This window comes from Streptomyces sp. bgisy027 (assembly GCF_057710365.1).
The window spans coordinates 248,375-272,651 of record NZ_JBYIVZ010000001.1; the positions used below are offsets into that span (position 1 = coordinate 248,375).

Here is a 24,277-nt window from a genome sequence, read left to right on the forward strand (position 1 = left end):
AGGGGAACCCTGGATCATGTTGTTGTGGAGGCTTCTGCGTGAACGCGAAGACGATCACCTATACGTACCCGGCGCACATCACGCAGCAGACGCCGTCCGGCAAGCCGCTGGTCTTCTTCGCCGCACCGGCAACCGAGATCGATCAGTGGGTCGGCGTTCCTCAGCGGAGTCGGCTGGAAGACGAGGAGACGATCGGGTTCCAGCGCCAGGAGAACAAGACCCGCATCAAGGAGCTTTCCAGCTTCTACCACGATGAACGCAACATCGTGCAGAACCCGCTCCTTGCCGCCCCGCAGGGGGAGACTTCGGTGAAGTTCACACCGTTGGACGGGCACGCAGACTTCGGCACCCTGGAGATCGTGAGCCCGGACTTCAGCGAGTCCTCGCTGCTGGCATTGATGTCACGGGTCGTTGAACGGCTCGAAGCGCGTGTTCCAGAGCTCAAGGAAGCCCCCCTCGACCAGGAGCGTCTGTCGTCGATCATGGAGCGGGGCCGCAAGGAGCACGGCATCGACGACTTGGTCGAAGAAGACGACGATGACGACGACAGCGTCGAAGAGAACGCCAACGGGAGCGGCGACGACGCTGCAAGCGTCCTGCTCACCGATGAGACCCACCTGATCGACTTCTACACCGAGCTCAAGGGGCGCGTCCGGGTCTTGGAAGCCCTTGACCCCGACAAGAAGCCCGAACGCATTCTTGGCTTCGACCGCGCAGCGATGATCAGCTACCTCAAGCCGATCATGCTCGTGGACGGCCAGCACCGCCTCAAAGGCGCGGTGCTGGCTGCGGAGAGCCGGGCCGAGGGAGGCGATGGCGAAGCCTTCCTACTCGAAGCCGCCGAAGAGGGTACGGACCCTGCACAGGCCAAAGCCGAGTTCATCGCGAAGCACGCGCGGCGCCTTCCTGTGTCGCTCCTCATGGACCCCAACCCGAGTGAGCACGTCTTCCAGTTCGTGGTCGTGAACCAGAAGGCCACGCCCATGGGCAAGGCGCTCCTCGGCACCATCGTGTCCACCAGCTTGAGCAAGGAGGAGCTGGATCCTGTCGCGCAAAGACTCAAGGACGCCGGCATCAAGTTGGACGACTCGCAGGCGATCGCCTACCTCACGCGCGCCGACGACAGCCCGTTCAAGAACTGCGTCCAGACCGGCATAACGGGACCTGCTGGCGACAGGTCGACTGCCCTCCAGTGGCCGGTTCTCAAGGGCCTGGTCGGTATCTTCCGAGAGCTCTCCGGCGGAAAGCTGTACAGCGAGCCAACCGACTGGGCACGCGCGTGGAGCAAGTACCACCTGGATGAGAGCGCACTCGTCGCCGCCTTCGAAACGCACGACGAGAAGCTGGCGGAGTGGGCGCGTCCGGATGGCCCATGGAGGGCCATTTTCATCCGCTTCTACACGATCATCAAGGAGAAGTTCGGTGCCGACGACCCCGAGGCGTCAAACGCCTGGGGCACGACGAACAGCAACCTCTTCAACAAGATCAGTCTGACCATCCTTGCGGCGGACTACTTCGAGTTTCTGCGCCTCCAGAAGAGGACCCTGAACAGCGTTGACGACGTCGACGCCACGATGGAGTCTTGGCTTGAGGGTGTGAACCTCGCGTACTTCAACCGCAACTGGAAGGTCGAAAAGAAGGACACTCCCGCTGTCCGACGGAGGTGGGCCAGCCTATGGCACAGCTACCGGAAGAATCCTGAATCGCTTCCCAAGGAAGGGCTGTTCAACCCGGTTGCTGGGGCGTGATGCAGCCCCAGGAAGTCGGCGAGTTCTTCGCCGAAATAAAGAACGCCCTGGACAACAACTGGTCGGACGAGGCACTCAAATCCCTCGCCAAGTACACAGTGCCAGATGTCATCGCAGGAAATCATGGATGGCTGCTGCGCGGTGATCTGTCCACCGTGTGGGGGCGCTGGTTTATCGAAAGTCTGGTAGACCTAGCACCGTTTGAGCTGGACCCTGCCCTAACCATCGGCCACTTGCACGTCCCCATACTTGCCCACGTCAACGCAGTGAGCCCGCAAGTCCCCATGGACGAGCGCAAAGAGTACGCGCGGATTCTGACACGTTTTGCATGGCAACTCGTGTCTGCCCGGCGCAGCAGGAAGAGATCGGCAATTGGCGCGGCCCTACGGGAAGAACTCTGGGCTCTCGGTCAGCCAGCACCACGCTGTTACCTATGCGGATTTGAGTTCGGAGGGGAAGCTCGGGATAGGTTCCTCGGCATAGCCAAGAGCAGCCCGCCAGAACCGTTGCTCGTCGACTTCACGCGCCCCCGAGGAGTGCGCTCGGCCCAGCTGTGTATCGAGGTTGACCACGTGGTGCCGGTTGCGGAAGGCGGTGAGACAGGAGTTGGCAATCTCCGTCTTGCTTGCGGCTGGTGCAATTCGGTGAAGAACCGCTACACGAATATCTACGATGTCATCCCGTGGTCTGTAGGGATATTTGAGCATCCGGCATTGGGACCGGTCACCCAGCCGCAACCGCTGTGGATACTCCGCACCGTAGCTACACGCAGGCGCTGTGAGGCCCCCGAGGGCTGCACCCTGCGAATCGAGGAGACCGAGCTCTTCGCCGGGCCCAGGAACGCGCGAGGAGCCCTGACTCCGGTAAACGTCGCCGTGTACTGCGAGCAACATGACCCGTGGCGTCTGGACAGGTGGGTCGGCCCCAAACGACTCGCTTCAGTCGTGGCCGAATAGCTCACAGTATGTCGATGACCTTCGATTCGATTGAAGCCGCGTAGCAGCATGGACGAAGCGTCGCTGTATTTCGCGGAGCCACGTGTCCGTCTACCTGTAGCGGTGCGTGGATGACAGCCACGTCACCTCCATGACTGCTTCTGCGGCCTCATCCTCATCGCTGGGATCATCCGGGGCGGGCGTCTGACGGACCTGCTCGATCTGCCGCTCGATGCCGCGCAGGTTCTCCTGGAGGTCCATCGTCACCACGCCGTCGACGGTGACCTTCAACGGGTCCGCGAGGAGCTTGGCCCGGCGCTCGCCCAACACCTCGAGGGCGACGGCACGCACCGACCGCAGCCGGAAGTACCGGCGCTCCAAGTCGGCCGGGTCAGTGTCCGGGCCGAGCTGCGCCAGCAGCCACGATCTCTGAAACTCATCCACAGGGGACTGCCCCTCCAACGAACGAGGTACGGCCCGTCACCAGACGGGGGATGCTGGTGACGAGCCGTACGAGCGTCATCCTACGACCCGGACGAGCGGGAGCGCCGGGTCTGCGGCTTCTTCGTCCCGTTCGCGCCGGCGTCGTCCTCCTGGCCGTCGTCCTTGTTCTCGGTCGGCTCTGGCTTCTCCACCGAGACCGCCTCGTCCGGCTCCTCACAGTCGTCCGGCGGGACGTCCCACGCGTCCGGATTGGTGATCAGGGCGGCCACCTCCGGTTCGGGGCAGTCGCCCGGCAGCAGGACGAGTTCCTCCCTCGTGGTCGGGTCCTGTACGTACACCGCAGCCTTCAGCCGCCCGCGGCCCGCCATCACAGGACCTTCGCCACGATGTGTGCGTCCGGGGTGTGCATGACCGGCATCCCGACCGCGGCGCCCTTGGTCCAGATCTGCACGGGGTCATCCTGGACACCTCGGGTGATGATCAGGCCAGGGGCGTCCTCCCGGATGATCTCCGGGTTCGTCCCCCGCGACAGCACCAGGGCCTCCGCCGTCACCCCGTACAGGGTCTGCGCCCACTTCTCCCGCTCCGGTGGCACCAGAATCCACAGGTCCTCGGGCAGCACCTTGCGCGGCTTGCCGTCGACTCGCACCTGGGCCTTGTAGAACTGGATCGGCGGCAGCGAATAGTTGCCGCGCACCACGTTGATCTGCTGCGGGGTGAGCGTCGCCGTCGGCGTGGTCGACGGGCTCACGGACCCGTAGTACGCCGCCCGGTAGGCATTGTTCGCCGCCAGGTAGCTGAACGCCTTTCGGGAGGTGATCACCATCTCTGGCTCCGGGGCGCCGATGTCGTCGAGCTGCTGTATCCACCGCAGCTCGTCCGCGATCGGGTCGGAGGCCGGGTCCGACCACGGAATCCGGGCGACCGGCATGTTCGCGGCGGGGACGTTCCAGTCCACCTCCAGCGTCAGCCCGTTCTCCTGCTCCAGCGTGAACCGGCCGTCGCTGAGCACGTCGCCGGCGGCGAGCTCCAGCCGGGACCGGATGGCCTCGACGTGGCGCTCCACGTCGTCGTACAGCAGCTCGATCAGCCGGTCCTGATCCGAGCCATGCGACGCCTCCAGCAGGATCTGCTCCTGCTCGGAGACAACGAGCTTCTGCCCCAACGCGGGCAGTGCGCCCTCGCGGGAGGTCTGCCAGGCCTCACGGGTCGCGAACGGAACACTGGCGTTGAACGCCCGGTACTTGGCGACGTTGACGTACCGGCCGGAGTCACGGGTGCGCCACTTCACCTCCCGCATCTCCACGGTCGGGAAGATCGTCTGGGTGAGGAGGAAGTCTTTCGGGGACGGGATGGCCCTGGCGAACGCCGTCAGGTCCATGACCGAGACGTCCTTGAGCAGGTCCTGAATCGTCACAGCTCAAGCCCCCGCTCAGACGAAGCGGATCTGCGCGGCACGCGGGTGCCACACGAGCTGGGACACGTCGATCCCGCCGGGCACCTTCGACGCCTTCACCGCGCCGTGCCACAGCAGGGCGGCCGGAACACGGGTCTGGCCCGGCGCGAACGGGGCCTCCGCGATCACGAAGCCGCGAAGGATCTGACGGCCGCAGTGCGCCTCCGGATCGTACGGGCCGTACAGACCGGACTCCGCGACCCTGCCCACCGGGACACCGGACAGCACCCGGCCGTACGGGTCGCAGCCGTCGCCGCACACGTAGTGGGTGCCCTCGCAGAACAGGTTCAGATCGAGGGTGATCGTGTCGACGGAATCGGTGCCGTGCAGGGACGCCAGCCACTCGCGGTTGGCGGTCGTGTACTCGGACTTCGAGACGGGCTGGATGGTCATGTGCGTGTCTCCATGGACGCTGCGGTCAGAATCCGCACACCGCCACGGAGGCGATGTCGTCCACGAAGTTCAGGGGGCGTGGTCCCCCAAAGGGCTGGGCCCGGTACTACCGGGCGGCGGTGTCGCTGAACTCGGGGATCAAACCACGGCGCTTGGCCATCTCCAGCCCCGCCGAACCGGGCTTGGACACCGGGGTCGTGCGGGTCGGGCCGCGCCCGGCCGGTGCGCCCGCGGGGGCGGCCGGCACCGGTGTGCGCACCTCTCCGAACAGCTCGGGACGCCGCGTGCGGAGCTGTTCGGCGGCGGCCTGGACCTGGGCCTCGTCGGCGTCCTCATCTTCCACGGCCAGCAGACGCTCCGCGTCTACCAGGTCGTCGCCCTCCGCGCCGAGCGCCATCAGAGCGGCCCGGCGAAGCGCGGCCCGTTCTCTCTCAGCGGCCAGCTCCTCCCGGCGTGCGGCCTGCAACTCCCGTTCCTGCGCTGCCTGTTCGCGGCGTTCCACCTCCGACAGCGCGGCCTGCTCGGCCTCCCGCTGCGTGGACACGAACTCGGACAGAGCTTTCGGGGTGTCGAACCCAAGTGAGGACAACAGGCGCTTGATCGCGGCCCGTTCACCCTGGGCCTTCTCCCGGGTGAGCAACTTCCCCAGACGCTCCTGGGTCACAGTGACCTGCTGATCCGAGCCGCCCGTGTCGGCGCCCTCGTCCAGCTGATCGTTCGTCTCGTCCTCAGAAGAGGCACCGAGAATCGGATAGATCGGCCGCCCATCACGGCGGAAGCCGATAGGACGGCGAGGCGGCAGGGGCCGGACCATGCAATTCCTCCAGAGCGCGCCCCCGCGCTGACGATCAGTGTAGCCATCGCCGCCGACAATCGAGCATCCATCCACAACCTGCCTATACGCAGGTCCTACACCTGGAGTGATGGCGGGCGGGCTCCTAGCGTGCAACTCCGGTCAGGAACTCGGCAGGCCGCTCGAAGGGAGGACGATCAGGCTCCGTAGTACTGGGGCACCAGAGGCTGACGCCCACCAAATGCGTCGTCAGCCGTTGCGCCACGGGCTCTCCCATGGATCGGTTTCCCAGGGATCTGGCTCCCACGGGTCTGGCTCCGGCGGAACGGGCTCCCACGGCTCAAGGTCGGTCTCCTGCCCCAAACCCGCACAGCCCTTGTCCGCCGACTCCCCCACCCGCAGCAGCCCTTCGGGCACGCCAGAGATCTCGAAGGAGAGGCGGCCGTCACGGCCACTGACCACCTCGGTGCCGAACCCGAGCCCACGCAGGTCCTCGGCCAGCTTCGCCCGGCCAAAGGCACCACTCGCCAGGACCACATCGTCCTCGAACAGTGACGACCGACGCGGGCCGCGCAGTTCTCCGAACTCGTCAAGGACACCTACCAGATAGCTATGCACATGCAGCAACGGCGGTGGCGGCGCCTGATGCTGTGGCTGCCCGACCGCGTGGAGCGCCACGGCAGCGGCAAACCCGGGGACTGTCGCGACGCTGTCGCCCCGAAGTTTCCGGATCAGGTACTGAAGGCAGTGGTAGGCGGCGTCAACGACTGTCTTCTCCACCCTGACGCGCAGATCCGCCCTGCGCTGGGCCCAGACCCAGGACACCGATGGCGGCACCAGAAACGTCAGGTCGAACGCCGCACCGTCCCCACGAACCCGCGCCCCACTGATGGTGTGTTGCCCTGCTATCGCCGCGGCCAGGGCCCCGGTCTTTGCCTCTGTGCCTGCCTTGAGTCCCAGGCACCCCAATGCCTCGGCCGCACCCACCCACATCGTGTTCGCCAGCCGGTCCGGTGGATCCTCCGGCCTGACGAACGCCCCCGGTGCTGCTAAAGGCTCCACGGCCCGCCGGGCCTCGTCCTTAGCTACCCGAAGCGTGCGAACCGTCAGCACGGAATACCCCTCTCGCAGCACCAGTCGAAACCATCACAGCGGTAGTCCGGCCCACCTGGCAATCGAACACCGAGGGATCTGAAGCAGATCGGACGATCAACGTGTAGCCCCAGTCGACAACACCTGTGTGGCCCTCGGACCATCAGCCTGTTGGCCGTCCCCGTCCTCTGGAACCTGTGCACCCCGCCTCACAGCGACTTCCGCCACCCTCGCTGCGGCTTCCTGCTCCACCTTCGCTCTGATCCGCTCTACCTCCTGCGAGGCATCCTTGATCGGGTACCCAGCCTCCAGCAGCATCGACACGGCCGTCTCCAGCGACAGCACCCCGGCCCCGTACGCCTTGACCACCTCCTCCAGTACCGCACTCCTGTCCGTGGGTGTGTGCGGCGCCCAAGCCAGCCGCGACGGCAGCGTCTCCCCGACCGTCCAGCCTTCAGCCCGCCCGGCCTGGTACAGCCGCTGCACCATCTTGAACAGCAACCTGTACTTGTGCTCGCGGGCGAGCCGCATCATGCCGATCAGCGCGTCCAGCGGCCCCAGCGCCAGCTTCAGCGCGTACCCCGACGGCACTTCCGTGGCGTCCAAGGTGCCGAGCCCGGCCGCCGTCACCCGCGAGTTCGCCGCGATCCGCTCCAGCAGGTGATCCACCCGCGCCCGCAGCTCAGCCAGCTGAGGCGACGTGTCCAGCGCATCCATCCGCCCCGTTTCACCAAGCTGCCACACGGCCCCGGCCTTCACCTCAAGCTCCTGTGGCCTGCCCGTCGCCCGATCCACCGGCAGCCGGGCACCGGCGAGTCCGATGATCGGCGTGCCTGTCGTCGCCGACGCCGCCGAGCTGTCCGAGTCCGTCGCCGCGAGCTCGTCGAGCGCCTGCAGAACCCGCGCGAGCACCGAACGCCCCCAGTGCTCCCCGCCGTTCGGGATCGTGTTCGCGATGTGCACCACCGGAACGAAGTCGATCATCAAGTCCAGCCGGTTCAACTCCGTGCCGTCCGACCGCACTCGGAAGCTCGCCTTGCCCATCGGCAGACGGTCCAGCGTCTCCCCGTTCTTCAGGTCATCAAGCAGCCACTCCGCATCGGTGAGGTAGCACGTCACATTCGATGTCCGGCCCGGCTCCCACGGATACGTGCGACCCGACGCACCTACGCCATCCGCATCGTCGTCGCCACCCTCGCCGATCGGCCCGAGTTCGTACGTCACCCGACGCACCCGCGCCTTCAACCCCGCGTCGTCGTCCGCCGGCAACTCCCACGCCAGATGCACCCTGCGCGGAAAGTCGTCGTCCTCGTCGTCCCACTGCGGGAAGAAGAACCCCGGATCGTAGGCCCGAAGCGTCGGCCGCTGCTTCTCCGGATTCCACGCCAACGCCAACACGCTGTCCCCGAGCAGCACCGCCGTACGCTCCGCCTGCTGCACCCGGAACGTCAGCAGCTCCTTGTCCGCCCACTTCCGCAGTCGGTCCTGCACTGCGGCGGCCTCCGCCGCCCCCGGTGTCGGCGTCGCCTCGTCGGCGTGCTCCGCACCTTCGACCGCGACCTTCTGTTCCGAGCCGAGGAGGTAGCCGAGAGCGGTGTCCACAAGGTTCGCGGCATCGCCCAGCTCCCGACGCTCCAACGCGGTCGCGTCGCCCCCGGTCGCCGCGAGCTGTCCAGCCTGGTTGTTGTCGTACGACGCCAGCACCTTGTATGCGGCCAGCCGCCGAAACTCGTACGGCGGCACCCATGTCTTGGCCAGCTCTGGGAAGGCGCGGCTGCTCGGACGTCCGGCTTCGGCCATCACGGGCTTGTAGTTCAGCCACGACCACGCATCGATCACGAATTGGCGCAGGCCCACATCCACTCCAGGAAGGTCGGCCCCGCGCCATCGCCACAGCCTAAGCGCCGTCGCCGGTCCCGCTCGCTGCACGGCACCGCTGGACACGTCACGGCTGACGCCGGAGCCTGCACGCCTCTCACCCCATTAGCCAGATATGGCACGTATATCGGCATCTGGCTCACGTCGACGCCCCGAGGACCCGACGTCCCGCTGTGACATCCTGCTCCCCCGGGGCCGTACCGCCCATCAGTAACCCGCCCGCCAACGCGAGCGCGCCGAACGGGGTAGCAAGCTCGTACGGCCCCCGGACAACCGACAACCTGTGGCGCGGGTGTTGCGCACCATCCGCGACACCCGAACTGGTTCTCGCGCCACAGCCGCCGCTTCTACCGTCCTCGCATGGACTTCGCACCGGCACTCGCCGTCCTCGGTTCCACCCTCTCGGTGGTCATCACCTTGGCCATCGCTCACCCCGACCCAGACATCAGGCAACGTTCGTTGCATGTCCTACGCGCGATCTTCGGCCACCCCAGAGAGTGAGTCCCCGCCAGCTACCTTCGGCCGCTCAGTCGCTGATCATCGCCCCCACGCGGAGGCGGCATCGTCGGGTCGAGGAACAGATCCCACAGTGCCCATACCGCGCTGTCGAGCAAGTCCGGGGAGTCCTCCGTCTCGCCCTGACCCACGAACGTCGTCATCTGCTCCTCCAACGGCGCGAACCGCCGAGCCGGACCAACGTGCGACACCCGAGCCTGCTCGTACAACTGAGCCGCCGGAGCCGCCCGCGCCCGCTTCCCCCGCGTGGCATGAACGATCCGCCAATTCACCGTCGGGTCCACCTGCTCCAGCAGCGCAGGCAGGTAGTCACCGCCGTTGTTCGCCTCGATGACCACGCAGTCCGCACGGTGCTCGTGATACAGCGTCGCGGCCCGCTTCATCGCCTGCGTCGGCGTGTACCGGTCCTGCTCGCAGTGCAGCAGATACCCGCGGGGACGGTCGTCCCCGAACATCGTGTCCACCGGGAACCCGCGCCCCGCCACCGTAAATGCCGTCATGTCCGCGTCCTCATGGCTCTTGGTCGCCGGGTCCACGGCCACCACGGCCCGCTGAAGGTCCGGCAGATGCTCGGGCCGGGACCGGAAGCCCTCGACTTCCAGCATCCAGCCCTTCCAGAGCGCGCCCTCTACGTCCTCGAGTAGCTCGCCCGACAGCTCCTGCCGCCCCAGCCGGGTGCCGGCGTATTCCTCCTCCAACTCCTCACGCGCCGCCGCCGACAGGTTCGCGTCGTTCTCCCGCATGTGCCCGCGGGTCAGCACCACCCGCGGCGGGGCCCCGCCCTTCCGGTGCGCCTCTTCCTGCGAACGGCCGCGCTCGACCAGCCGCTTGACGTGGGGGAGCGGCTTCGGCGTCGTAGAGATGACAACCTGCGGGGTGTCCGCCTCCCGCAAGCAGAACCACAGCATGTCGTACACCGCCTGGGCCGTGATCCGGTTCCAGGCCGCGTACTCGTCCAGCCAGGCCTTGTCGAACGCCCAGCCACGCAGGTTGTCCGGCGTCTCCGCGCCGAACCCCCTGATGGTCGTCCCGTTCGTCAGCCTGAGCGTCGTCTCGCCCAGCGACGAGTTGTACTTCGCTACCTCCTGCGGCGGGAACACCGACAGCAGCCCCGACTTCGGGGACTCGAAGCAGATGTCGCGCACCAGCGTCGCGTTTCGCGCCACCACCGCGATCTGCAAGCCCGGCGTCTGCGCCCACTCCCGCACTGCCTCCGCCGCCGTCCGTGACTTGCCCCAGCCACGGCCGGTGAGCAGCATCCACACCGTCCACAGCCACAGTGGCCGACGCTGCGCCGCTCGGGCGTGGTGATGCAGCCACCCCGCATGGGGCAGCCCATCGCAATCGGGGACCTCACACGCCCACCGCCGCGCCGACAGCTCATCGGCCCGCACCAGCGCCGCGACCTCGGCCCTCAGCTGCTCGTCGGTCATGACCGAGGGGTCGGCAAACCCCTCGATCTGGCGCCGCTTGGCCCGGCCCCGGCTCACTGTGCGCCCTCCGACAACCGGTGCTCCAGCTCACGACGGAGCTGATCCATCCGCGCCCGGCGGTCCTCGTCCGACAGCGCGGCCACGTCCGCGCCCTGGTCCCGGCCCTCGACCGTCCCGACCGCCGGTGCCTCGCCCACGGCCCGACGCTCGATCTCCGCCGCGACCTGGACGTAGCGCAGCAGTTCCGAGGGCGACAGCTCCCGCGGGTCGAGCATCTGGAGCCGCGCGACGGCCTTGCTCTGTACGGCCTGAGCCAACTTCGCGTGCCGGCGGGCGATATCGCGTCGCGCCTGCATCTGTTCCGCGAGGAACAGACGGTCCTGCTCCCGGTCGTAGGCCACAGCCCGCATCACCCATGCGAACTGGCGCGACCAACGGCCCAGCAGCGTGCGGGATTTATGCAACTCGCGTGCCGCCTTTGTCAGACTCCGTGCTGAGCCGAGATCGCGGTACACGGCGAACGCCTCGAACGCCTGGACCGACTCCCCGCTCTGCCGCTCCCAGGACTCCACGGTGTCCTCGGCCACCGGTCACCTCCTGGCCGACGGCCTTCTAGTTGTTCTGGGCGGCCAGGGCTTCCAGCGCCCTCCACGGCTCGTCAGCGGGCACAGTGCCGTCCTGCACCATCCGATCGATGGCAGTCCGTACGACGGCCGCGGTCTCTACCGGCAGGTCCCGCACGCCGAATACCGTCTCCAGCGGCGCCGTCCCCGCCCGCGTCGGCTCCCCGGTGGCTGCGTCGAACCAGCCCTCGGCCAGCTCTCCCAGGTGCCGCTCGAACACGGCGAGGATCACGCCGAGCGCCGTAGCGGAGTTGCCGATCTTGTACGCGGCCCGGGAGGACTCCAGCGCATCGAGCACCGGCTCGTACTGCTCCAACCCAGCCGCCCACCGCTGATCCGCCGTCGCCGTGGAGCGGGCCGCATCGAACGCCGTCTCGGCGCGCTCCAACTCGGCAGGCAGGAACATGAACTGGACGCTGGCGAAGTCCAGGTTCGCTTCCCCGAGGGAGGCGACGTCCACTTTCTCCAGCAGGTCAAGGGTCTTGTCGTCCAGGCCCGTGTACTGCCGCCACTCCACCGACTCCAGCTCGTCGTACAGCTCCTTCAGGATCGCCGGATCGTCCTGACCCGCAATCGCGTTGTGCGAGAGCTGAAGCGCGATCTGCCGCTGGCGAGCCAGCGGCTCGTCTATCTGCATCCACCAGATCTGCGGCAGGCCGGCCTCGATCGCGGCGAGCGTGCGGTGGTTCCCGGAGAGAACGACCAGCCGCCCCGTGTCCCGGTCGTTCCACACCAGCGGCGTCGAGGTCAGATGCCCGTCCCGCTCGATGTTCGCCACGAGCTGCCGAAACTGCTCGTGTGGCAGGAACCTCGCGTTGACGTCGAGGAGCGTCAGCGTGCGCGGGTCGCCCTGCACCATCTGCGGCGGGGCAAGGCGAGTGGACTCGGTCTCCATGATCAGACTCCCGTCTTCGTCGTCGGGGCGCCCCACCGCTTCGCCCACACCTGAAGGGCCTCGGCCAACGAGTGCTGGCCGATCGCCCCCTGGTACTGGAGCTGGTACTTCCAGCCGTCCTCGTTCGACGGGCTGCGCTTGTTCAGCCGCAGCAGCCCGCGGTACTTCATCGACACCGGGTTGTTGCTGAACGCCGTCGTCGCCACCCGCCGAATGCGCCGTGAGAACGCCCGCTGGCACAGCAACTGCGTCTCGGCGCTCATTGCCGCCATCACGATCAGCTTCGACAACCTCGGGTAGTCGGTCGGCGCAACCGCGAAGTCCGAGAGCACGTACGCCTCGTCCGGGGTGAACGTGCTCGGGGCCATCGCGAACACGCCCAGCACCCGCCCGCCGCCGTCCCTCACCGCGACCGCCAGGTTCGCCGCGCCCGGAGCGATCCTGGGGTTGAGGTACCGGGAGCGCAGCGCGTTGAACTGGCCGGGCTTGAGCAGCGAGAGCGAGAGCGGGCCGACCAGTTCCTCGCCCTCGCGCAGGCGCGGGATCTTCACCGGGTCGATCGGCTGGCGCGGGCCGACGATCCTCGTGCGCGCCTCACTGGCGTACACGTAGAAGGGAGCGGCGCGCGGCGTCGCCTTGATCACGCCGCGCAGGTACGGGCGCAGCTCGGGCACGCTGTGGTTGGAGGCCGTCAGCCAGTACGGCCGGTCCGTGATCGCGCCGAGCACGCTGACCACGTCGTCGTCCGACAGCGGCTCGTAGTGGGGCGCGTCCCAGGTGAAGTGGGCTTCTAGCGGCTCGTACAGCTTCTCGTAGCCGCCGCCGTAGAAGGGAGGGAAGGAGCACACGGGAGCGTCGCCGGGGACCTTCTGGAGCCAGGAGCGCACGTCCTCCACCTCGTACGAGGCCAGATCGACGTCAGAGCCGGACAGCCGATCCACGGTCTCCGCGTGCTTGGCCTTCCACTGCTCGCGGTAGGAGCGCACCACCCGCTCGTGCCACAACCCTTCGCGCCCGACGCTGGCGAGGAACCGCGTGCCGAGCATGAGCGTGGCCACGGTGCCAACGCCGTCGTCCAAGGAGTCCGCGAGCCAGCCGAGTTCGTCTGCGCTCTCTTCGCGGAGCTGGATGCCGACCGGTTGCCGGGTGAGCCAACGACCGACCGCGCTGGTGTAGATGGACACGTCGGAGGAGTGAGGGCCGAACCCCATGCCAGCCAGTGACCGTTCGATGGTGAAGTTCCCGCAGCACGGTACGTACACCGGGCCGCTCGGCCACAGGCTGGCGGTCTCGCGCACGATCGAGCGCATGGGACCCGGGATGGTGCCCTGGAACATCTTCGCCTCCCAACGAACGACAACGCCCGGCCTCGGCGGGTGCCGGACCGGGCGCTGCGCTGGAACCTACACAAGGAGCACGCAGCCCCTTGGAATCATGTCACCTATCCTGAAAGAGCGGTTCCGCCGCTCACATCAAGGTTCCCTGCTGGTAGTGGTCGTCCCCCATGGGAGACAGCTCGCGCACCTCATCCCCGGCGCGGTCCTTCCACCATGCCGCGAACGTCCTTCGGTGGCACCACAGGCCGGGCTTGGCCAAGTCCTCGAAGCAGAGGAGCACCAGGCGGTGGTCGCCCTCAGCCTCCGCGATCTGCCGGAGCCGCGCCGCGATCCGCTCAGGGCCGAGCTGGTCGAGGTCCCCACGGTATGCCTTCGTGAACTCGGGCTCGGACGCGTTGAGGTAGTCCCGACGCGGCGCGAGCTCCCGCACCGCATGGGTGAGGGAGTAGGGGAGCTTGAACCGGACGCCGCCGAGGGTGATGCGCACCGGTACCCCTTGCGGGGGTTGGAACGCCTGGAACCGGTTGGTGAACAGGGTGAGCACGCTTGCTTCCTTCCTTACTGCTGATCACCCCGGCCGTGGGCGTGGTGCCGGTGGCCGGGGGCTTGCCGGCCCCGCCCCTGCCTGTGAGCGGGGGTCCGGAGGGCGCCGGGCCCGCAGGGAGAGCCCCCGCGGGCCCGGGGCCAGTCTCTTACTCCTGCGCGTAGACGAAGGGGGTGCGAACTGCCAGTTGAACGACGAGGTCGAACTCCACCGGGCCTTCTGCACAGTTGGCCGTGAACCGGATGACGCGGTTGGTCTCGTTGGCGTACGCGGACGCCGTGGTCTCCTCGACATCCTCGATCACTTCCGACGCAGGCCCAGGTACCAGATCGCGCGCCTCCGCCATGAGGGAGGAGAGGTGGTCTGTGATCTGACGGATCGCAGGGTGGGCCGACTTGGACCCCCAGTCCACGTACTCCGACTTGACCTGATGGAAGCCAACAGAGAGTTTCCCGCTTTCCGTCATTTCCAGATCCCCAATCCCGGAGGGAATTTCCCTTTCCGTGCTTATATCTTATGACATTTACAATTCCGTGAACATGGAATATGGAAGGGAATTCGAATGAAAGTGGGCGCAGCCGGGGGTTCGGCTGCACCCATCCCTACGCCCCTCTGAGGAGAGTTGGGGCGCGGGCTCAGCCGCGCCCCACCTGCTCTACTTCGCCGCTTCGGTGGCCTTCTTCGCGGGCGCCCGGCGTGCCGCAGGCTTGGCGCTCGCCGCCGTCTTTGCCGCAGGCTTCGCGGAGGGCCTGGCCGCCGCCTTCTTCGCCGGGGGCTGCGGCTTGGCCGCCGCCTTGACCTCCGGCTTCTCGGCCTCGACCTTGCCCTCCTCACCCTTCTTCGCAGCCGCCGCCTCCTGCTGAACCTGGGCCGCCGCCTTGTTGAACTCCTCGGTCATTGCGCGCTGGACACCCTGGGCCTTGCTCAGCAGGTTGCGCACCATCTGGACCTTGGCGTACAGGCGGCCGACGACCCGCAGGTGGCGGGCGAGGTCGTCCCCAAGGATGACGGCCAGGTCCTCCGGCTTCTTCTCGGCCAGCTCCTCCAGCAGCGGGATCAGGACCTCTTCCGCCTTGCCGAGGCCATCCTTGGCCTTGGACTTGGCCGCCTTACGCTTGGCCTCCTCCTCCGCGGTGGGCGGCTCCTCGCCGGTCAGGGAGGTCTGCTTCTCCATCAGCTTGAGGCCGTTGGCGAAGTGCTGCGCCTCGGCCTCGGAGTCGAAGTCGCCGCGCACGTAGCGGGAGGCGGCCACCATCTGGTTGGCCGGGTTGAGCTGGGCGATGTGCCAGGCGAGGTTGTTCTTGATCAAGCCCTTGTCGACCATTTCGGCCACCTCGGGGCGCAGGGTGAGCAGGCCGAGCCTCCAGGTGATGTGGGTTTCGGTCTTGCCGAACTGCTTGGCGATCTTTGCGGGCGTCCAGCCAGCCGCCTTGAGGTCGGCGTATGCTCCGGCCTCCTCCATGATCGTCATGTCCGAGCGGTTGACGTTCTCCGCGATGCTGAGGACGTAGGCCTCTTCCTCGGTGGCGCCCTCGATGACCTTCGCGGGGATGACCTCCAGGCCGGCCGCCTGGCAGGCCCGCCAGCGCCGCTCGCCCGCGATCAGCATGTAGGGGACCTTCGCGCCCTCGACCGGCCGGACGACCACCGGCTGAAGGAGGCCATTCTCCTTGATGCTCCCGGTCAGCTCGTCCAGCGCCTCCGGAGAGAAGAACTTGCGAGGCTGGTCGGGGTTGGGGGCGATCTCGCCGAGCTTGATGCTGATGAAAGCGACCTTGTTGTTGTCAGCCATTTTCCCGCGCCTTCCGTGAATTCCGTTTGAAGTGTTTCCCTTTGTTCTTACACTTATATCTTAATGGCGAATACCGCCAAAGCAAGTTCAGAACTCTTTTTATTCAAAGGAATTCGGAAAGGGGAATTCCGCTCTTTTGAATTCCATCTCGCGCGAGTGCGGATACGAGAGAGCCCGCCACGACCGAGCGGTCGCGGCGGGCTTGCTCCCGTCACACACCCCGACGGCCGCACCGGGCGGCCGACTCCTCGCCGGGCGGGGCGCGGGGGGTCGGCCACCCGGCGAGGAGCAGGGAAGGACGCCGCATGCGCGGCGCTGCCGTGTGGGCTCCTGCGGCTGCTGTACCCACCCGGCGGACTAGAACGTACAACAGCTCATCAAGAATGTCACCTATCTCAAAGCCAAGGGCGCGAGCCCTCACGGGCGTCAGGGCTCACCCTCGGCGCCACCTCCACCCCATTCCCTGCCCCCAAGGAGCGCCATGACCTCGACTACTTTCCGAACCTCACCCTGCGCCGCCTGACTCGACGCCTGTCTCAGCACCCGCGGAGCCCCCTTCGCGATCTCAGCTATCCGGCGTTCGTCTACCTCGGACATGGATATGCGGCTCCTCCCGTGCACGGCGTGCGCGCCGCTCCGCCCGCCCTGATGCGAATCCTCGGAGCACCCGCCGACAGCGGGCACACGGGAGTACGACCGACGCCCGCTCACCGGCCGACGCTCCGCCGAGAAACTGTGCGACAAACCCTATAACCCCTGCGACCTGCGATGTAGTGTTATGTTTGCTGGTGCTACCGGCCGGTCACTTCGCCGGAGCATACGACACGGCCAGAGATGACGGACATGGCGAACACCCACGGCACCGAGCGACCCTTGAGTCTTCAGGCGAAGCTCATCTCTTTGCTGAGGCTGCGTCGCGACTCCGACGGCTACACGCCCAGTGCACGGGACATCTCCCGTGCCACCCAAGGAGGTTCGGGCGCTTCTGTCTCTCACGGCCAGGTCAACAGCCTGTTCAACGGGTCGAGTTGCAACCCCACAGCAGCCACCCTCGAAGCAGTCGCCCACGCCCTCGACGCGCCGGCAGCCTTCCTGCTGCCGGGCACCGAATGGGACGACCTGACCGCGCTGTCCGTGTTCGCGTCGAGACCCGAGGCGCGCGAGGTCTTGCGTTTAATGCAGGATCTTGAAGTGCAGGACATTCTTGAAATCAGTTCAAGGCTCCGGGAGCTCCGTCGTCACAAAGGACTGTCCGAGGACGTCCCGACGATCCCCCCACCTCCCCCTGGCGTCGACCAGCCCCGCGAGGGCCGTCCACGCCGTCGAAGCCTGCACGACGCCGCTGAGCGGGCAGCGGATTACTTGGAAGGACGCTGACGTGGACGGCCCGATATTCGGCCTGTGCTCGGTGGTCACCCTGCTGAGCACGGCGGTAGCCCTCAGTCGAGCCGTCGCCCAGCGCAGACGCAGCGCGTTCCGCGTGTCCCGCCGCGCCCACGTCGTGGCCCTGGCCAGCAGCTTCGTCGGCTCCGTACTGACCATCCCCGCCGTTGGCGACGTCGTAGACAGGGCTACGACGCCCGAACTGTCCTCTCTGGTCTCGGACATAGCCGTCGTGATCTTCTGCGCGAGCCTCCAGATCATGGTCATCGACTGGGAGTACCGGGAGCTGCCCCACTACGTCAGCATCGCGTGCCGCATCGCCTTCGTCATCGCGGTCTGCGGCCTGCTGATCTTGCAGTTCCACCGCACGGACCCGGCCAGGCTCGACCTGGATCTGTCGACCTCGTACGCCCAGTCCAACGACGTCCGGATCTATATGCTGACCCACCTGGGCTTCTTTGCGGCCGCCACCGCCGAGGTCGCGGCGCGCGCCTCGAAGCTCGCCTGCGCAGCATGGCGGCAGGGCCGCTCGGCAGCCGTCGGCCTGGCTGTGGCGGCGGCGGGAGCGACGTTCGGCGTCCTGTATGCCATGAGCCGAGGCGGCTACATCCTCGCGTATGAGCAGGGGCACGCGTGGCCGCTGACCCTTGACAACATCATCAGCCCTGCGCTGGCAGGGCTGTCCATCGGAAGCGTGGCGGCCGGGCTCTCAATGGCTGTGCTCAGCAACAGCCGCCGCCCGGAGTCCGTACGCAGCAGCGCCAACGTCTAGGCGGATCGCGGCTTCTGCATGTCCGCGTCCCATTGCCTCCAGGTGAAGGCCACTCGGTCCGCGTCCACGGTGCGTGAGCCCCTGGACGCGGCCGGGTACACGGCGATCTGCTCCAGCAGCAGGACGACCAAGCCCTTCTTCGCCTTCAACGGGGCGTGCTTCCACCAGCGCACGAGATCAGGGACGTCTCCCACGGGAACGTGCTTGACCTGCTTCAGGAAGCGGGCTTGCGTCGCCTTCTCCCTGATCTTGGTCGTCAACTCCTTGTCGGCCGCCTTGAAGGCGGCCAGCGAGATGCCCGAGTTCGCGGCATAGTCGGCACCCAGCTTCTTCTGCCGTCGCCGGTCCGCCGCGACCTCCTTGTCCAGGACGGCGGCCCTAGCAAGCAGGGCTTCGCGCGCAGCGCCGATCAGCTCCGCAACCTCGGGCTTGGCGAGCTCGCCCAGAACCTGCTCACCGACGTACTTCTCGTACAGGTCGGCGTTGATGCGGACCTTGCCGCAGCCACCCGGGTGCTGAGGTGAACTCGGCTGACAGCGGTGCCCGCGTGCCCCTGCATTCGACGGCGAGGTACCGAGCGGATGGCCGCACAGGCCGCACACGCTGATGGGACCGGAGAGCAGGTACTCCCGCTGGTCAGCCCTCTCCTTGCCTTCGCCCTCGGCCTGCTTCATCGCACGGATGGCCAGGAAGTCCTCAACGGGGATGATCTGGGGGCCACCGCTGTCGACCAGCTCTCCGGCCTCATCCTCCGTCAACCCGGCGATGGCTGGGTGATGGAGCACGCCGGCGAGGACATCGGGCTTGAACTTGTTGCCCAACGTGGTGCGGTAGCCCTCCTCGCTCATCCACTCCGTGATCGCGGGAAAGCTCTGTCTCAGCAGCCGCCGCGAGGCGGCGGCCCGAATGCCCTCCGCCTCCGCCTCGCGCACGCGCCGGTACGCCATGTCCTCAAACCCGTAGAGCCTTGGCATGATCTCGACCCCTCTACCCGACCCCCTACATCCACCAATTTACCAGCGAGATAGGTCACACTCTTGATAGAGCAACGAACACCTCGAATCGCGCATACGTCATGATCATGGACTCACCTCCGTACGTGGCTCCACGCCGAGCACCCTCCACAGCTCGGCCGTGGGAACACGGACCGTCCCCCCAAGAGGGAGCGTCCGGACGGGGAACGTGCCCGTCCTGATCAGCTCGTACGCCTTGTCGCGACCAATGCCCAGTGCACGTCCCGCTGTTGTGACATTGACCGTGGCCGGAAGGGCAAGTAGCTCTTCCAGCCGCATGGCTCCGGCCGGTCCGCCTGCTTCGTGAGCAGTCATCTTGTTGGTCGCCTGTCTCCCCCGCGCCAACTGATCAGCGACTTTACAGCAGTGTCCGACAGCCCCAGCAAGATCGGAAGAGATCACGCCAGACACGTACGGAAACGTACGACACCACGAACTGGCTCTGAGCCAATCAACAGCCGACAGCAGGGGACCGGATGTTCGAGCCGAGTTACTACCGGCGGTGCCAGTGCAAGGGACCACTCAAGGACAAGGAGGGCAAGCTGGTCCTTGATACCGACGGCAACCCCAAGATCGGCTCCATCGGCACGACGTGCCCCAAGCTGGGCAAGGGCCACGGCACCTGGAACTTCTACTTCGAGCTTGAACCAGCCGAGGGTGGTACCCGCCAGCGGGTACGCCGCGGCGGCTTCGCCAGGCTCGACGACGCCAAGAAGAAGGCGAAGGAGATCTACGACGCTGCTGTGGCCGGCACCGACGTGCTGTCAGACGAGAAGTGCGGCGACTTCTTCCTCCGGTGGATCAAGGCGAAGAAGTCCCTCGCCCGCACCACGCGTCACGGGTATGAGGAGCACATCAACAACTACTTGCTCCCCCACCTCGGCCACATCAAGCGGCGCGACCTCAAGGTCCGCCACCTCGACAAGATGTACGACGCGATCGAGAAGGAGAACGCCGAGCGCATCCTTCACCGCCTGCGCGTCGATCAACTCCAGAAGGACCGTGACGACGCCCACCAAGCCTGGGTGAGGACCGCGGGCTACGCCAAGAAGGAGGAGCGCCGTGCCACCCGCCGAGCCTTCCTCGACGCCAACGCCGCGCTCCGCGAGGGCAAGAAGGGGCTGCGGAAGATCACCTCCGCCGCCACCATGCACCGCATCAACGACACCCTCAGCTCGGCTCTGTCCTGGGGGATCAAGCGCGAGCAGGCGTTCACCAAGAACTGGGCGCAGCTTGTGGAGCTGCCGCCGGTCACCCGGCCGAAGCCCCTAGTCTGGACGCCCGAGCGCATCGAGCACTGGAAGCGCACCGGCGAGAAGCCCGGCCCGGTCATGGTCTGGACTCCACAGCTCACCGGCGAGTTCCTCGACTTCGTCATGGACGACTGGCTCTACGAGCTGTGGCACACCTTCATCTTCCTCGGCCCCCGCCGCGGCGAGATGGCCGCGCTGCCCTGGACAGAGGTCAGCCTCGATGCCCTGTGGCTGCGCATCTCCCAACAGATCGTCGAGGTGGCGTACGAGCTGTACGGCGAAGCGCCGAAGGCCGACAGCGTCCGCACCCTGTCCCTGAGCCTGGAGTCCGGAGACAACCTGGCCGCCTTCCGCGCAAAGCAGGAGCAGCAACGCCAGGAGTGGGCGGACGCCTACGTCGAGAGCGGCCGTGTATGGACGCACGAGAACGGCGCCGGGCTGCACCCCGACTGGATATCGAGGCGCTTCACCCGCCTGGTGGAACTGTCCGGCCTGCCGCCGGTCCGCCTGCACGACCTTCGCCACCTCGCCGCCACCCTCGCCCTGCTCGCAGGCCACGACATCAAGGTGGTCCAGGAGAAGCTGGGGCACTCCTCGCGGCAGATCACCTCCGACACCTACACCAGCGTGCTGCCCGAGATGATGCGGGCCGAGGCCGAGTCGGTCATGGCCGTCGTCCCCCGCGACGTTGCCTTCGAGGTGCGCTCGCCGCTGACGATCCCCGAGGCGGCATGGCAGAACGACGTCGCCGTCTTCTTCGCCCACGGCGCCAAGCAGTCAGGTGACGTCTGGGCCGTCGGAGCGCAGGCCCAACCCGACTCCGACCTCCTCGGCATGATCACCCTGACCGGGCGAAGCCAGGACGATGCCGCCAACGCGGCCGTGAAGTGGATACGCGATCACTGCGCCGCCAACGACTTGGAACTGGTGCGGGTGGAGAACTTCAACGACCGCTACCCCGAGAAGCAGCGAGGCACGTTTTCGCTCACGCGCTTCACCATCGCACGCTCCGAGTCCCCCGGCGTGGACGGCTGGGCGTTGCCGACGGGCCTCCCGCCAGCATCGTCCCGGGCCGCTCGCCGGCCTCGTAACGGGCGCCGGAAGGCGGCATGAGGGCCCTGCTGTCCACTGAACCGCTCCCGCGTCCACTGAGCGTCCACTGGATCTTGGTCTGAACGAATGAACGGGGGTCGCCACCCTGGAGTGGCGCCCCCCGTTCTCACGTTTACGCAGGTAGAAACGCTTCTGCGCGTGTAGCTCTTGGTGGGGCGGGTGGGACTCGAACCCACGGCCGACGGATTATGAGTCCGCTGCTCTAACCGGCTGAGCTACCGCCCCATAGCGGCGTGTCGCGTACAAGTGTGCGCGCCGTCTGCCGCAGCATAGCCGCTCATACGATCTCCTGCTTCGCATGGTCGACTTCGCCTGCCCTGAAGGACTCCGCTGCGACCTGCACGGTTCCCGCCGCAGGTGATCAAGCATGAAAAAGGACCCCCAAGGGGGTCCTCGTTCAGCATGCTCCCCCGACTGGACTCGAACCAGTAACCTGCCGGTTAACAGCCGGCTGCTCTGCCAATTGAGCTACGGAGGACCGAGCTCCCCGGACTGGACTCGAACCAGTAACCTGCCGGTTAACAGCCGGCTGCTCTGCCAATTGAGCTACCGAGGAAGGTCTCGTTTGCATCGAACGTACCTACCTGGGTAATCGCCAGGGGGCGTGCGCTCGCTGCGACACATACATTAGCGCAAGCAGGGGGGTGCTCCGCCAATCGGTTCCCCCCGGCACCGACGCCGCACCAGGGACCTACTCAAGGGAAGGGTGGCAGCCATGCGCTACCGGCTCACGTTCGTCATCGGAGTAGCCGTCGGTTACGTCCTCGGGACACGCGCCGGACGCGAGCGCTACGAGCAGCTGAAGAAGACCGCCCGGGACATCTCCCGGAACCCCGCGGTGCGCAACACCGCGGAGTCGGCGGCACAGCAGGGCCGCGTCTTCGCGGGCAAGGCGTACCACACGGTCAGCGAGAAGGTCGGCGACCGAGTCCCCGAGACGGTGGCCCAGCGAGTCCGCTCCCTACGGGAGCGCAGCGCCCACAACGGAGGCGCGGAGGACGACTGGGGCACGAGCAACACGTGACAGCACCTCCTGGACACCGGGCCCGGCAACGCCGCCAGGGGGCGCGGGGAACTGCGCGACCAGCCCCCCACAACCCGCACCCGAAACCCGACACGCACCCCCACGCCGCCCACGGCCCGAGCAAGCGCAGCGCTACGGCACAATTTGGGCCATGGGGATAGTCGCCGGGCTGGACAGTTCGCCCGATTTCACGCGCATCGTCGTCTGCGACACGGACTCGGGCGCCGTGCTCAGGCAGGGGTACGCCCCGCACCCGGTGGAGTCGCCGGAGGGCGGCGCGCGTCCCTCCGACGTCGACCCGCAGGCCTGGCTGCTCTCACTCGGTGAGGCGGCCACCGGCGGGCTGCTCGAAGGTGTGCAGGCCATCGGCGTGTCGGCGCAGCAGAACGCGCTGGTCCCGCTCGACGCACAGGGCAACACCGTGCGTCCCGCCATGGTCGGCGGCGACAAGCGCGCCCAGGTCGCGGCGGCGGATCTGATCGACGCGCTGGGCGGGCGCGGGGCGTGGGCGCAGGCGGTGGGCTGTGTGCCGCAGGCCGCGCAGCCGGTGACCAAGCTGCGCTGGCTCGCCAAGACCGAGCCGGAGAACGCCGCGCGCACCGCCGTGCTCATGCAGGCCCACGACTGGCTGGTGTGGCAGCTCCTGGGCCGGCCCGTGAGAAGGACCACAGACCGGGGCGGCGCCTCCGGCACCGGCTACTGGTCGGCGGCGACCGGCGGCTACCGCACCGATCTCGTCGAGCTCGCGCTCGGCCACCAGGCCATGCTGCCCGAGGTGATCGGGCCGGCCGAGGCGGCCGGTACGACTCCGGAGGGGCTGCTGATCTCCGCGGGGACCGGCGAGACCATGGCCGCCGCCTTCGGGCTCGGCATCGGGCTGGGCGACGCCGTCGTGTCGCTCGGCGCGTCCGGTTCCGTGATGGCCGTGCACCCCGAGGCCCTCGTCGACAGTTCGGGGATGATCACCTCCCTGGCCGACGCGACCGGCATGCACCTCCCGGTCGTCACCACCCTCAACGCCGTGCGCACCCTGCGCGGCACCGCCGAACTCCTCGGCGTGCCCGACCTGGAGGGCCTGTCGGACCTGGCGATGAAGTCGACGCCGGGCGCCCACGGCCTGGTGTTCCTGCCCTATCTGGAGGGTGAGCGGACGCCGAACCTGCCGCACACCGCGGGCACGCTCGCGGGGCTGCGGCGGGAGTCGATGAAGCCGGAGCATCTGGCGCGGGCCGCGTTCGAGGGCATGCTGTGCGGGCTCGCGGACGCGCTCGACGTGCTGCGCGGCCGGGGTGTCGAGGTGCGGCGGGTCTTCCTGCTGGGCGCGGTGGCCGAGCTGCCGGCCGTGCAGGCGGCGGCGCCCGCGCTGTTCGGCACGCAGGTCGTCGTACCGCAGCCCGCGGACTACGCGGCGATCGGCGCCGCCCGGCAGGCCGCGTGGGCGCTCGGCGCGTCGCAGGGTTCCCTCGACCCGCGCACCCCGCCCGTCTGGCAGGGCGCGGCGGCGCAGGTCCTGGAGCCCGGCGAGGAACTGGCCGTGGGCCAAGCGGTGCGCCAGCAGTTCGTGTCGGTGCGCGAGCAGACGCATCCCGGGGCGTTCCGGTCGTAGCGGCCGGGATGTTCCGGTCGTAGCGGCCGGGATGTTCCGGTCGTAGCGGCCGGGGCGTTCCGGTCGTGGCGGCACGGGCGCTCCGGTCGTAGCGGCCGGGGCGTTCCGGTCGTAGCGGCCGGGATGTTCCGGTCATAGCGGCACGGGCGCTGTGGGTCCTCGGAAGGTAAGAGCGAGGTAGGAACCGAACCCGGAAGGCCGCATGAGGGGGCGCTGACGGCTTAATCGGTTGAG

23 protein-coding genes and 3 tRNA genes are annotated in these 24,277 nt (G+C 67.5%); 8 read left to right on the forward strand and 18 right to left on the reverse strand.

Going from position 1 to position 24,277, the window contains the following annotated elements:
* Positions 1-38: 38 nt before the first annotated feature.
* Positions 39-1,748 carry a ParB N-terminal domain-containing protein gene (locus tag AC3ETA_RS01075; RefSeq protein ID WP_432190893.1) on the forward strand — a complete coding sequence of 570 codons (1,710 nt, stop codon included), beginning with the start codon at positions 39-41 and terminating at the stop codon, positions 1,746-1,748.
* Entirely contained in the window at positions 1,748-2,704 is a 957-nt protein-coding gene (locus tag AC3ETA_RS01080) for an HNH endonuclease (protein WP_432191051.1), read from the forward strand. Before AC3ETA_RS01075 ends, AC3ETA_RS01080 begins: the two co-directional genes overlap by 1 nt.
* Before the next feature lie 90 nt (positions 2,705-2,794).
* Here the strand turns inward: AC3ETA_RS01080 and AC3ETA_RS01085 are convergent, their stop codons facing one another.
* The 7 genes from AC3ETA_RS01085 to AC3ETA_RS01115 all read right to left on the reverse strand — a co-directional run bounded on the left by AC3ETA_RS01085 (position 2,795) and on the right by AC3ETA_RS01115 (position 8,724).
* The gene (locus AC3ETA_RS01085) at positions 2,795-3,127 is read right to left on the reverse strand and encodes a hypothetical protein (RefSeq protein WP_432190894.1); all 333 of its coding nucleotides are present in this window, start codon (positions 3,125-3,127) and stop codon (positions 2,795-2,797) included.
* 80 nt (positions 3,128-3,207) lie between these two features.
* Positions 3,208-3,495 (reverse strand): hypothetical protein, encoded by a 288-nt coding sequence (locus AC3ETA_RS01090; protein WP_361267515.1) that lies wholly within the window; start codon positions 3,493-3,495, stop codon positions 3,208-3,210.
* Positions 3,495-4,544, reverse strand: a complete 1,050-nt coding sequence (locus tag AC3ETA_RS01095) for a major capsid protein (RefSeq protein ID WP_361267517.1) — start codon at positions 4,542-4,544, stop codon at positions 3,495-3,497. The genes AC3ETA_RS01090 and AC3ETA_RS01095 overlap by 1 nt, the downstream gene beginning before the upstream one ends.
* A gap of 15 nt (positions 4,545-4,559) precedes the next feature.
* Entirely contained in the window at positions 4,560-4,976 is a 417-nt protein-coding gene (locus AC3ETA_RS01100) for a head decoration protein (protein ID WP_306501640.1), read from the reverse strand.
* Positions 4,977-5,082: 106 nt separating this feature from the next.
* Positions 5,083-5,790, reverse strand: coding sequence for a hypothetical protein (locus tag AC3ETA_RS01105; RefSeq protein WP_432190895.1), 708 nt, complete (start codon positions 5,788-5,790; stop codon positions 5,083-5,085).
* Between the two features lie 228 nt (positions 5,791-6,018).
* Positions 6,019-6,882 carry a relaxase domain-containing protein gene (locus AC3ETA_RS01110; RefSeq protein WP_432190896.1) on the reverse strand — a complete coding sequence of 288 codons (864 nt, stop codon included), beginning with the start codon at positions 6,880-6,882 and terminating at the stop codon, positions 6,019-6,021.
* Between the two features lie 96 nt (positions 6,883-6,978).
* A complete protein-coding gene (locus AC3ETA_RS01115) occupies positions 6,979-8,724 on the reverse strand; it encodes a hypothetical protein (protein WP_432190897.1) in 1,746 nt (581 codons plus the stop codon).
* A gap of 375 nt (positions 8,725-9,099) precedes the next feature.
* On the opposite strand from AC3ETA_RS01115, the gene AC3ETA_RS01120 reads away from it, so the two are divergent.
* Positions 9,100-9,240, forward strand: a complete 141-nt coding sequence (locus AC3ETA_RS01120; protein ID WP_432190898.1) for a hypothetical protein — start codon at positions 9,100-9,102, stop codon at positions 9,238-9,240.
* Between the two features lie 11 nt (positions 9,241-9,251).
* Here AC3ETA_RS01120 and AC3ETA_RS01125 read toward each other — a convergent pair whose 3' ends face one another.
* From AC3ETA_RS01125 to AC3ETA_RS01155, 7 genes are all read right to left on the reverse strand, one after another.
* Complete coding sequence (locus AC3ETA_RS01125; RefSeq protein ID WP_432190899.1) at positions 9,252-10,688, reverse strand: terminase large subunit domain-containing protein; 1,437 nt, start codon at positions 10,686-10,688, stop codon at positions 9,252-9,254.
* Between the two features lie 53 nt (positions 10,689-10,741).
* Positions 10,742-11,275, reverse strand: a complete 534-nt coding sequence (locus AC3ETA_RS01130; protein ID WP_360841871.1) for a hypothetical protein — start codon at positions 11,273-11,275, stop codon at positions 10,742-10,744.
* 25 nt (positions 11,276-11,300) lie between these two features.
* Positions 11,301-12,206, reverse strand: coding sequence for a ParB N-terminal domain-containing protein (locus AC3ETA_RS01135; protein WP_432190900.1), 906 nt, complete (start codon positions 12,204-12,206; stop codon positions 11,301-11,303).
* Between the two features lie 2 nt (positions 12,207-12,208).
* Entirely contained in the window at positions 12,209-13,543 is a 1,335-nt protein-coding gene (locus AC3ETA_RS01140) for a putative antirestriction adenine methyltransferase (RefSeq protein WP_432190901.1), read from the reverse strand.
* 130 nt (positions 13,544-13,673) lie between these two features.
* A complete protein-coding gene (locus AC3ETA_RS01145) occupies positions 13,674-14,087 on the reverse strand; it encodes a DUF488 family protein (RefSeq protein ID WP_432190902.1) in 414 nt (137 codons plus the stop codon).
* A 148-nt stretch (positions 14,088-14,235) separates the two neighbouring features.
* A complete protein-coding gene (locus tag AC3ETA_RS01150) occupies positions 14,236-14,553 on the reverse strand; it encodes a hypothetical protein (RefSeq protein WP_432190903.1) in 318 nt (105 codons plus the stop codon).
* A gap of 189 nt (positions 14,554-14,742) precedes the next feature.
* Positions 14,743-15,879 carry a ParB/RepB/Spo0J family partition protein gene (locus AC3ETA_RS01155; RefSeq protein ID WP_432190904.1) on the reverse strand — a complete coding sequence of 379 codons (1,137 nt, stop codon included), beginning with the start codon at positions 15,877-15,879 and terminating at the stop codon, positions 14,743-14,745.
* Positions 15,880-16,722: 843 nt separating this feature from the next.
* Between AC3ETA_RS01155 and AC3ETA_RS01160 the strand changes: the two genes are divergently transcribed.
* Together AC3ETA_RS01160 and AC3ETA_RS01165 are read left to right on the forward strand one after the other, a co-directional pair.
* Positions 16,723-17,256 carry a hypothetical protein gene (locus AC3ETA_RS01160; protein ID WP_432190905.1) on the forward strand — a complete coding sequence of 178 codons (534 nt, stop codon included), beginning with the start codon at positions 16,723-16,725 and terminating at the stop codon, positions 17,254-17,256.
* 1 nt (position 17,257) lies between these two features.
* A complete protein-coding gene (locus tag AC3ETA_RS01165; RefSeq protein WP_360841890.1) occupies positions 17,258-18,034 on the forward strand; it encodes a hypothetical protein in 777 nt (258 codons plus the stop codon).
* Here the strand turns inward: AC3ETA_RS01165 and AC3ETA_RS01170 are convergent.
* Positions 18,031-19,008, reverse strand: coding sequence for a recombinase family protein (locus tag AC3ETA_RS01170; RefSeq protein ID WP_432190906.1), 978 nt, complete (start codon positions 19,006-19,008; stop codon positions 18,031-18,033). The two genes, AC3ETA_RS01165 and AC3ETA_RS01170, sit on opposite strands and share 4 nt — an antisense overlap.
* A 515-nt stretch (positions 19,009-19,523) precedes the next feature.
* Between AC3ETA_RS01170 and AC3ETA_RS01175 the strand changes: the two genes are divergently transcribed.
* Positions 19,524-21,413, forward strand: a complete 1,890-nt coding sequence (locus tag AC3ETA_RS01175) for a site-specific integrase (RefSeq protein ID WP_432190907.1) — start codon at positions 19,524-19,526, stop codon at positions 21,411-21,413.
* A 148-nt stretch (positions 21,414-21,561) separates the two neighbouring features.
* On the opposite strand, the gene AC3ETA_RS01180 is transcribed toward AC3ETA_RS01175, so the two are convergent.
* The 3 genes from AC3ETA_RS01180 to AC3ETA_RS01190 form a co-directional block, all read right to left on the reverse strand.
* Positions 21,562-21,638, reverse strand: a tRNA-Ile gene (locus AC3ETA_RS01180).
* A gap of 180 nt (positions 21,639-21,818) precedes the next feature.
* Positions 21,819-21,891 (reverse strand) — tRNA-Asn (locus AC3ETA_RS01185).
* 5 nt (positions 21,892-21,896) lie between these two features.
* Positions 21,897-21,969: transfer RNA gene (locus tag AC3ETA_RS01190), tRNA-Asn, on the reverse strand.
* Positions 21,970-22,128: 159 nt separating this feature from the next.
* Between AC3ETA_RS01190 and AC3ETA_RS01195 the strand changes: the two genes are divergently transcribed.
* Together AC3ETA_RS01195 and AC3ETA_RS01200 are read left to right on the forward strand one after the other, a co-directional pair.
* Entirely contained in the window at positions 22,129-22,437 is a 309-nt protein-coding gene (locus AC3ETA_RS01195) for a YtxH domain-containing protein (protein WP_432190908.1), read from the forward strand.
* A gap of 151 nt (positions 22,438-22,588) precedes the next feature.
* Positions 22,589-24,043: a xylulokinase gene (locus AC3ETA_RS01200; protein ID WP_432190909.1), complete on the forward strand. Its 1,455-nt coding sequence runs from the start codon at positions 22,589-22,591 to the stop codon at positions 24,041-24,043.
* The last annotated feature ends 234 nt before the right edge of the window (positions 24,044-24,277 follow it).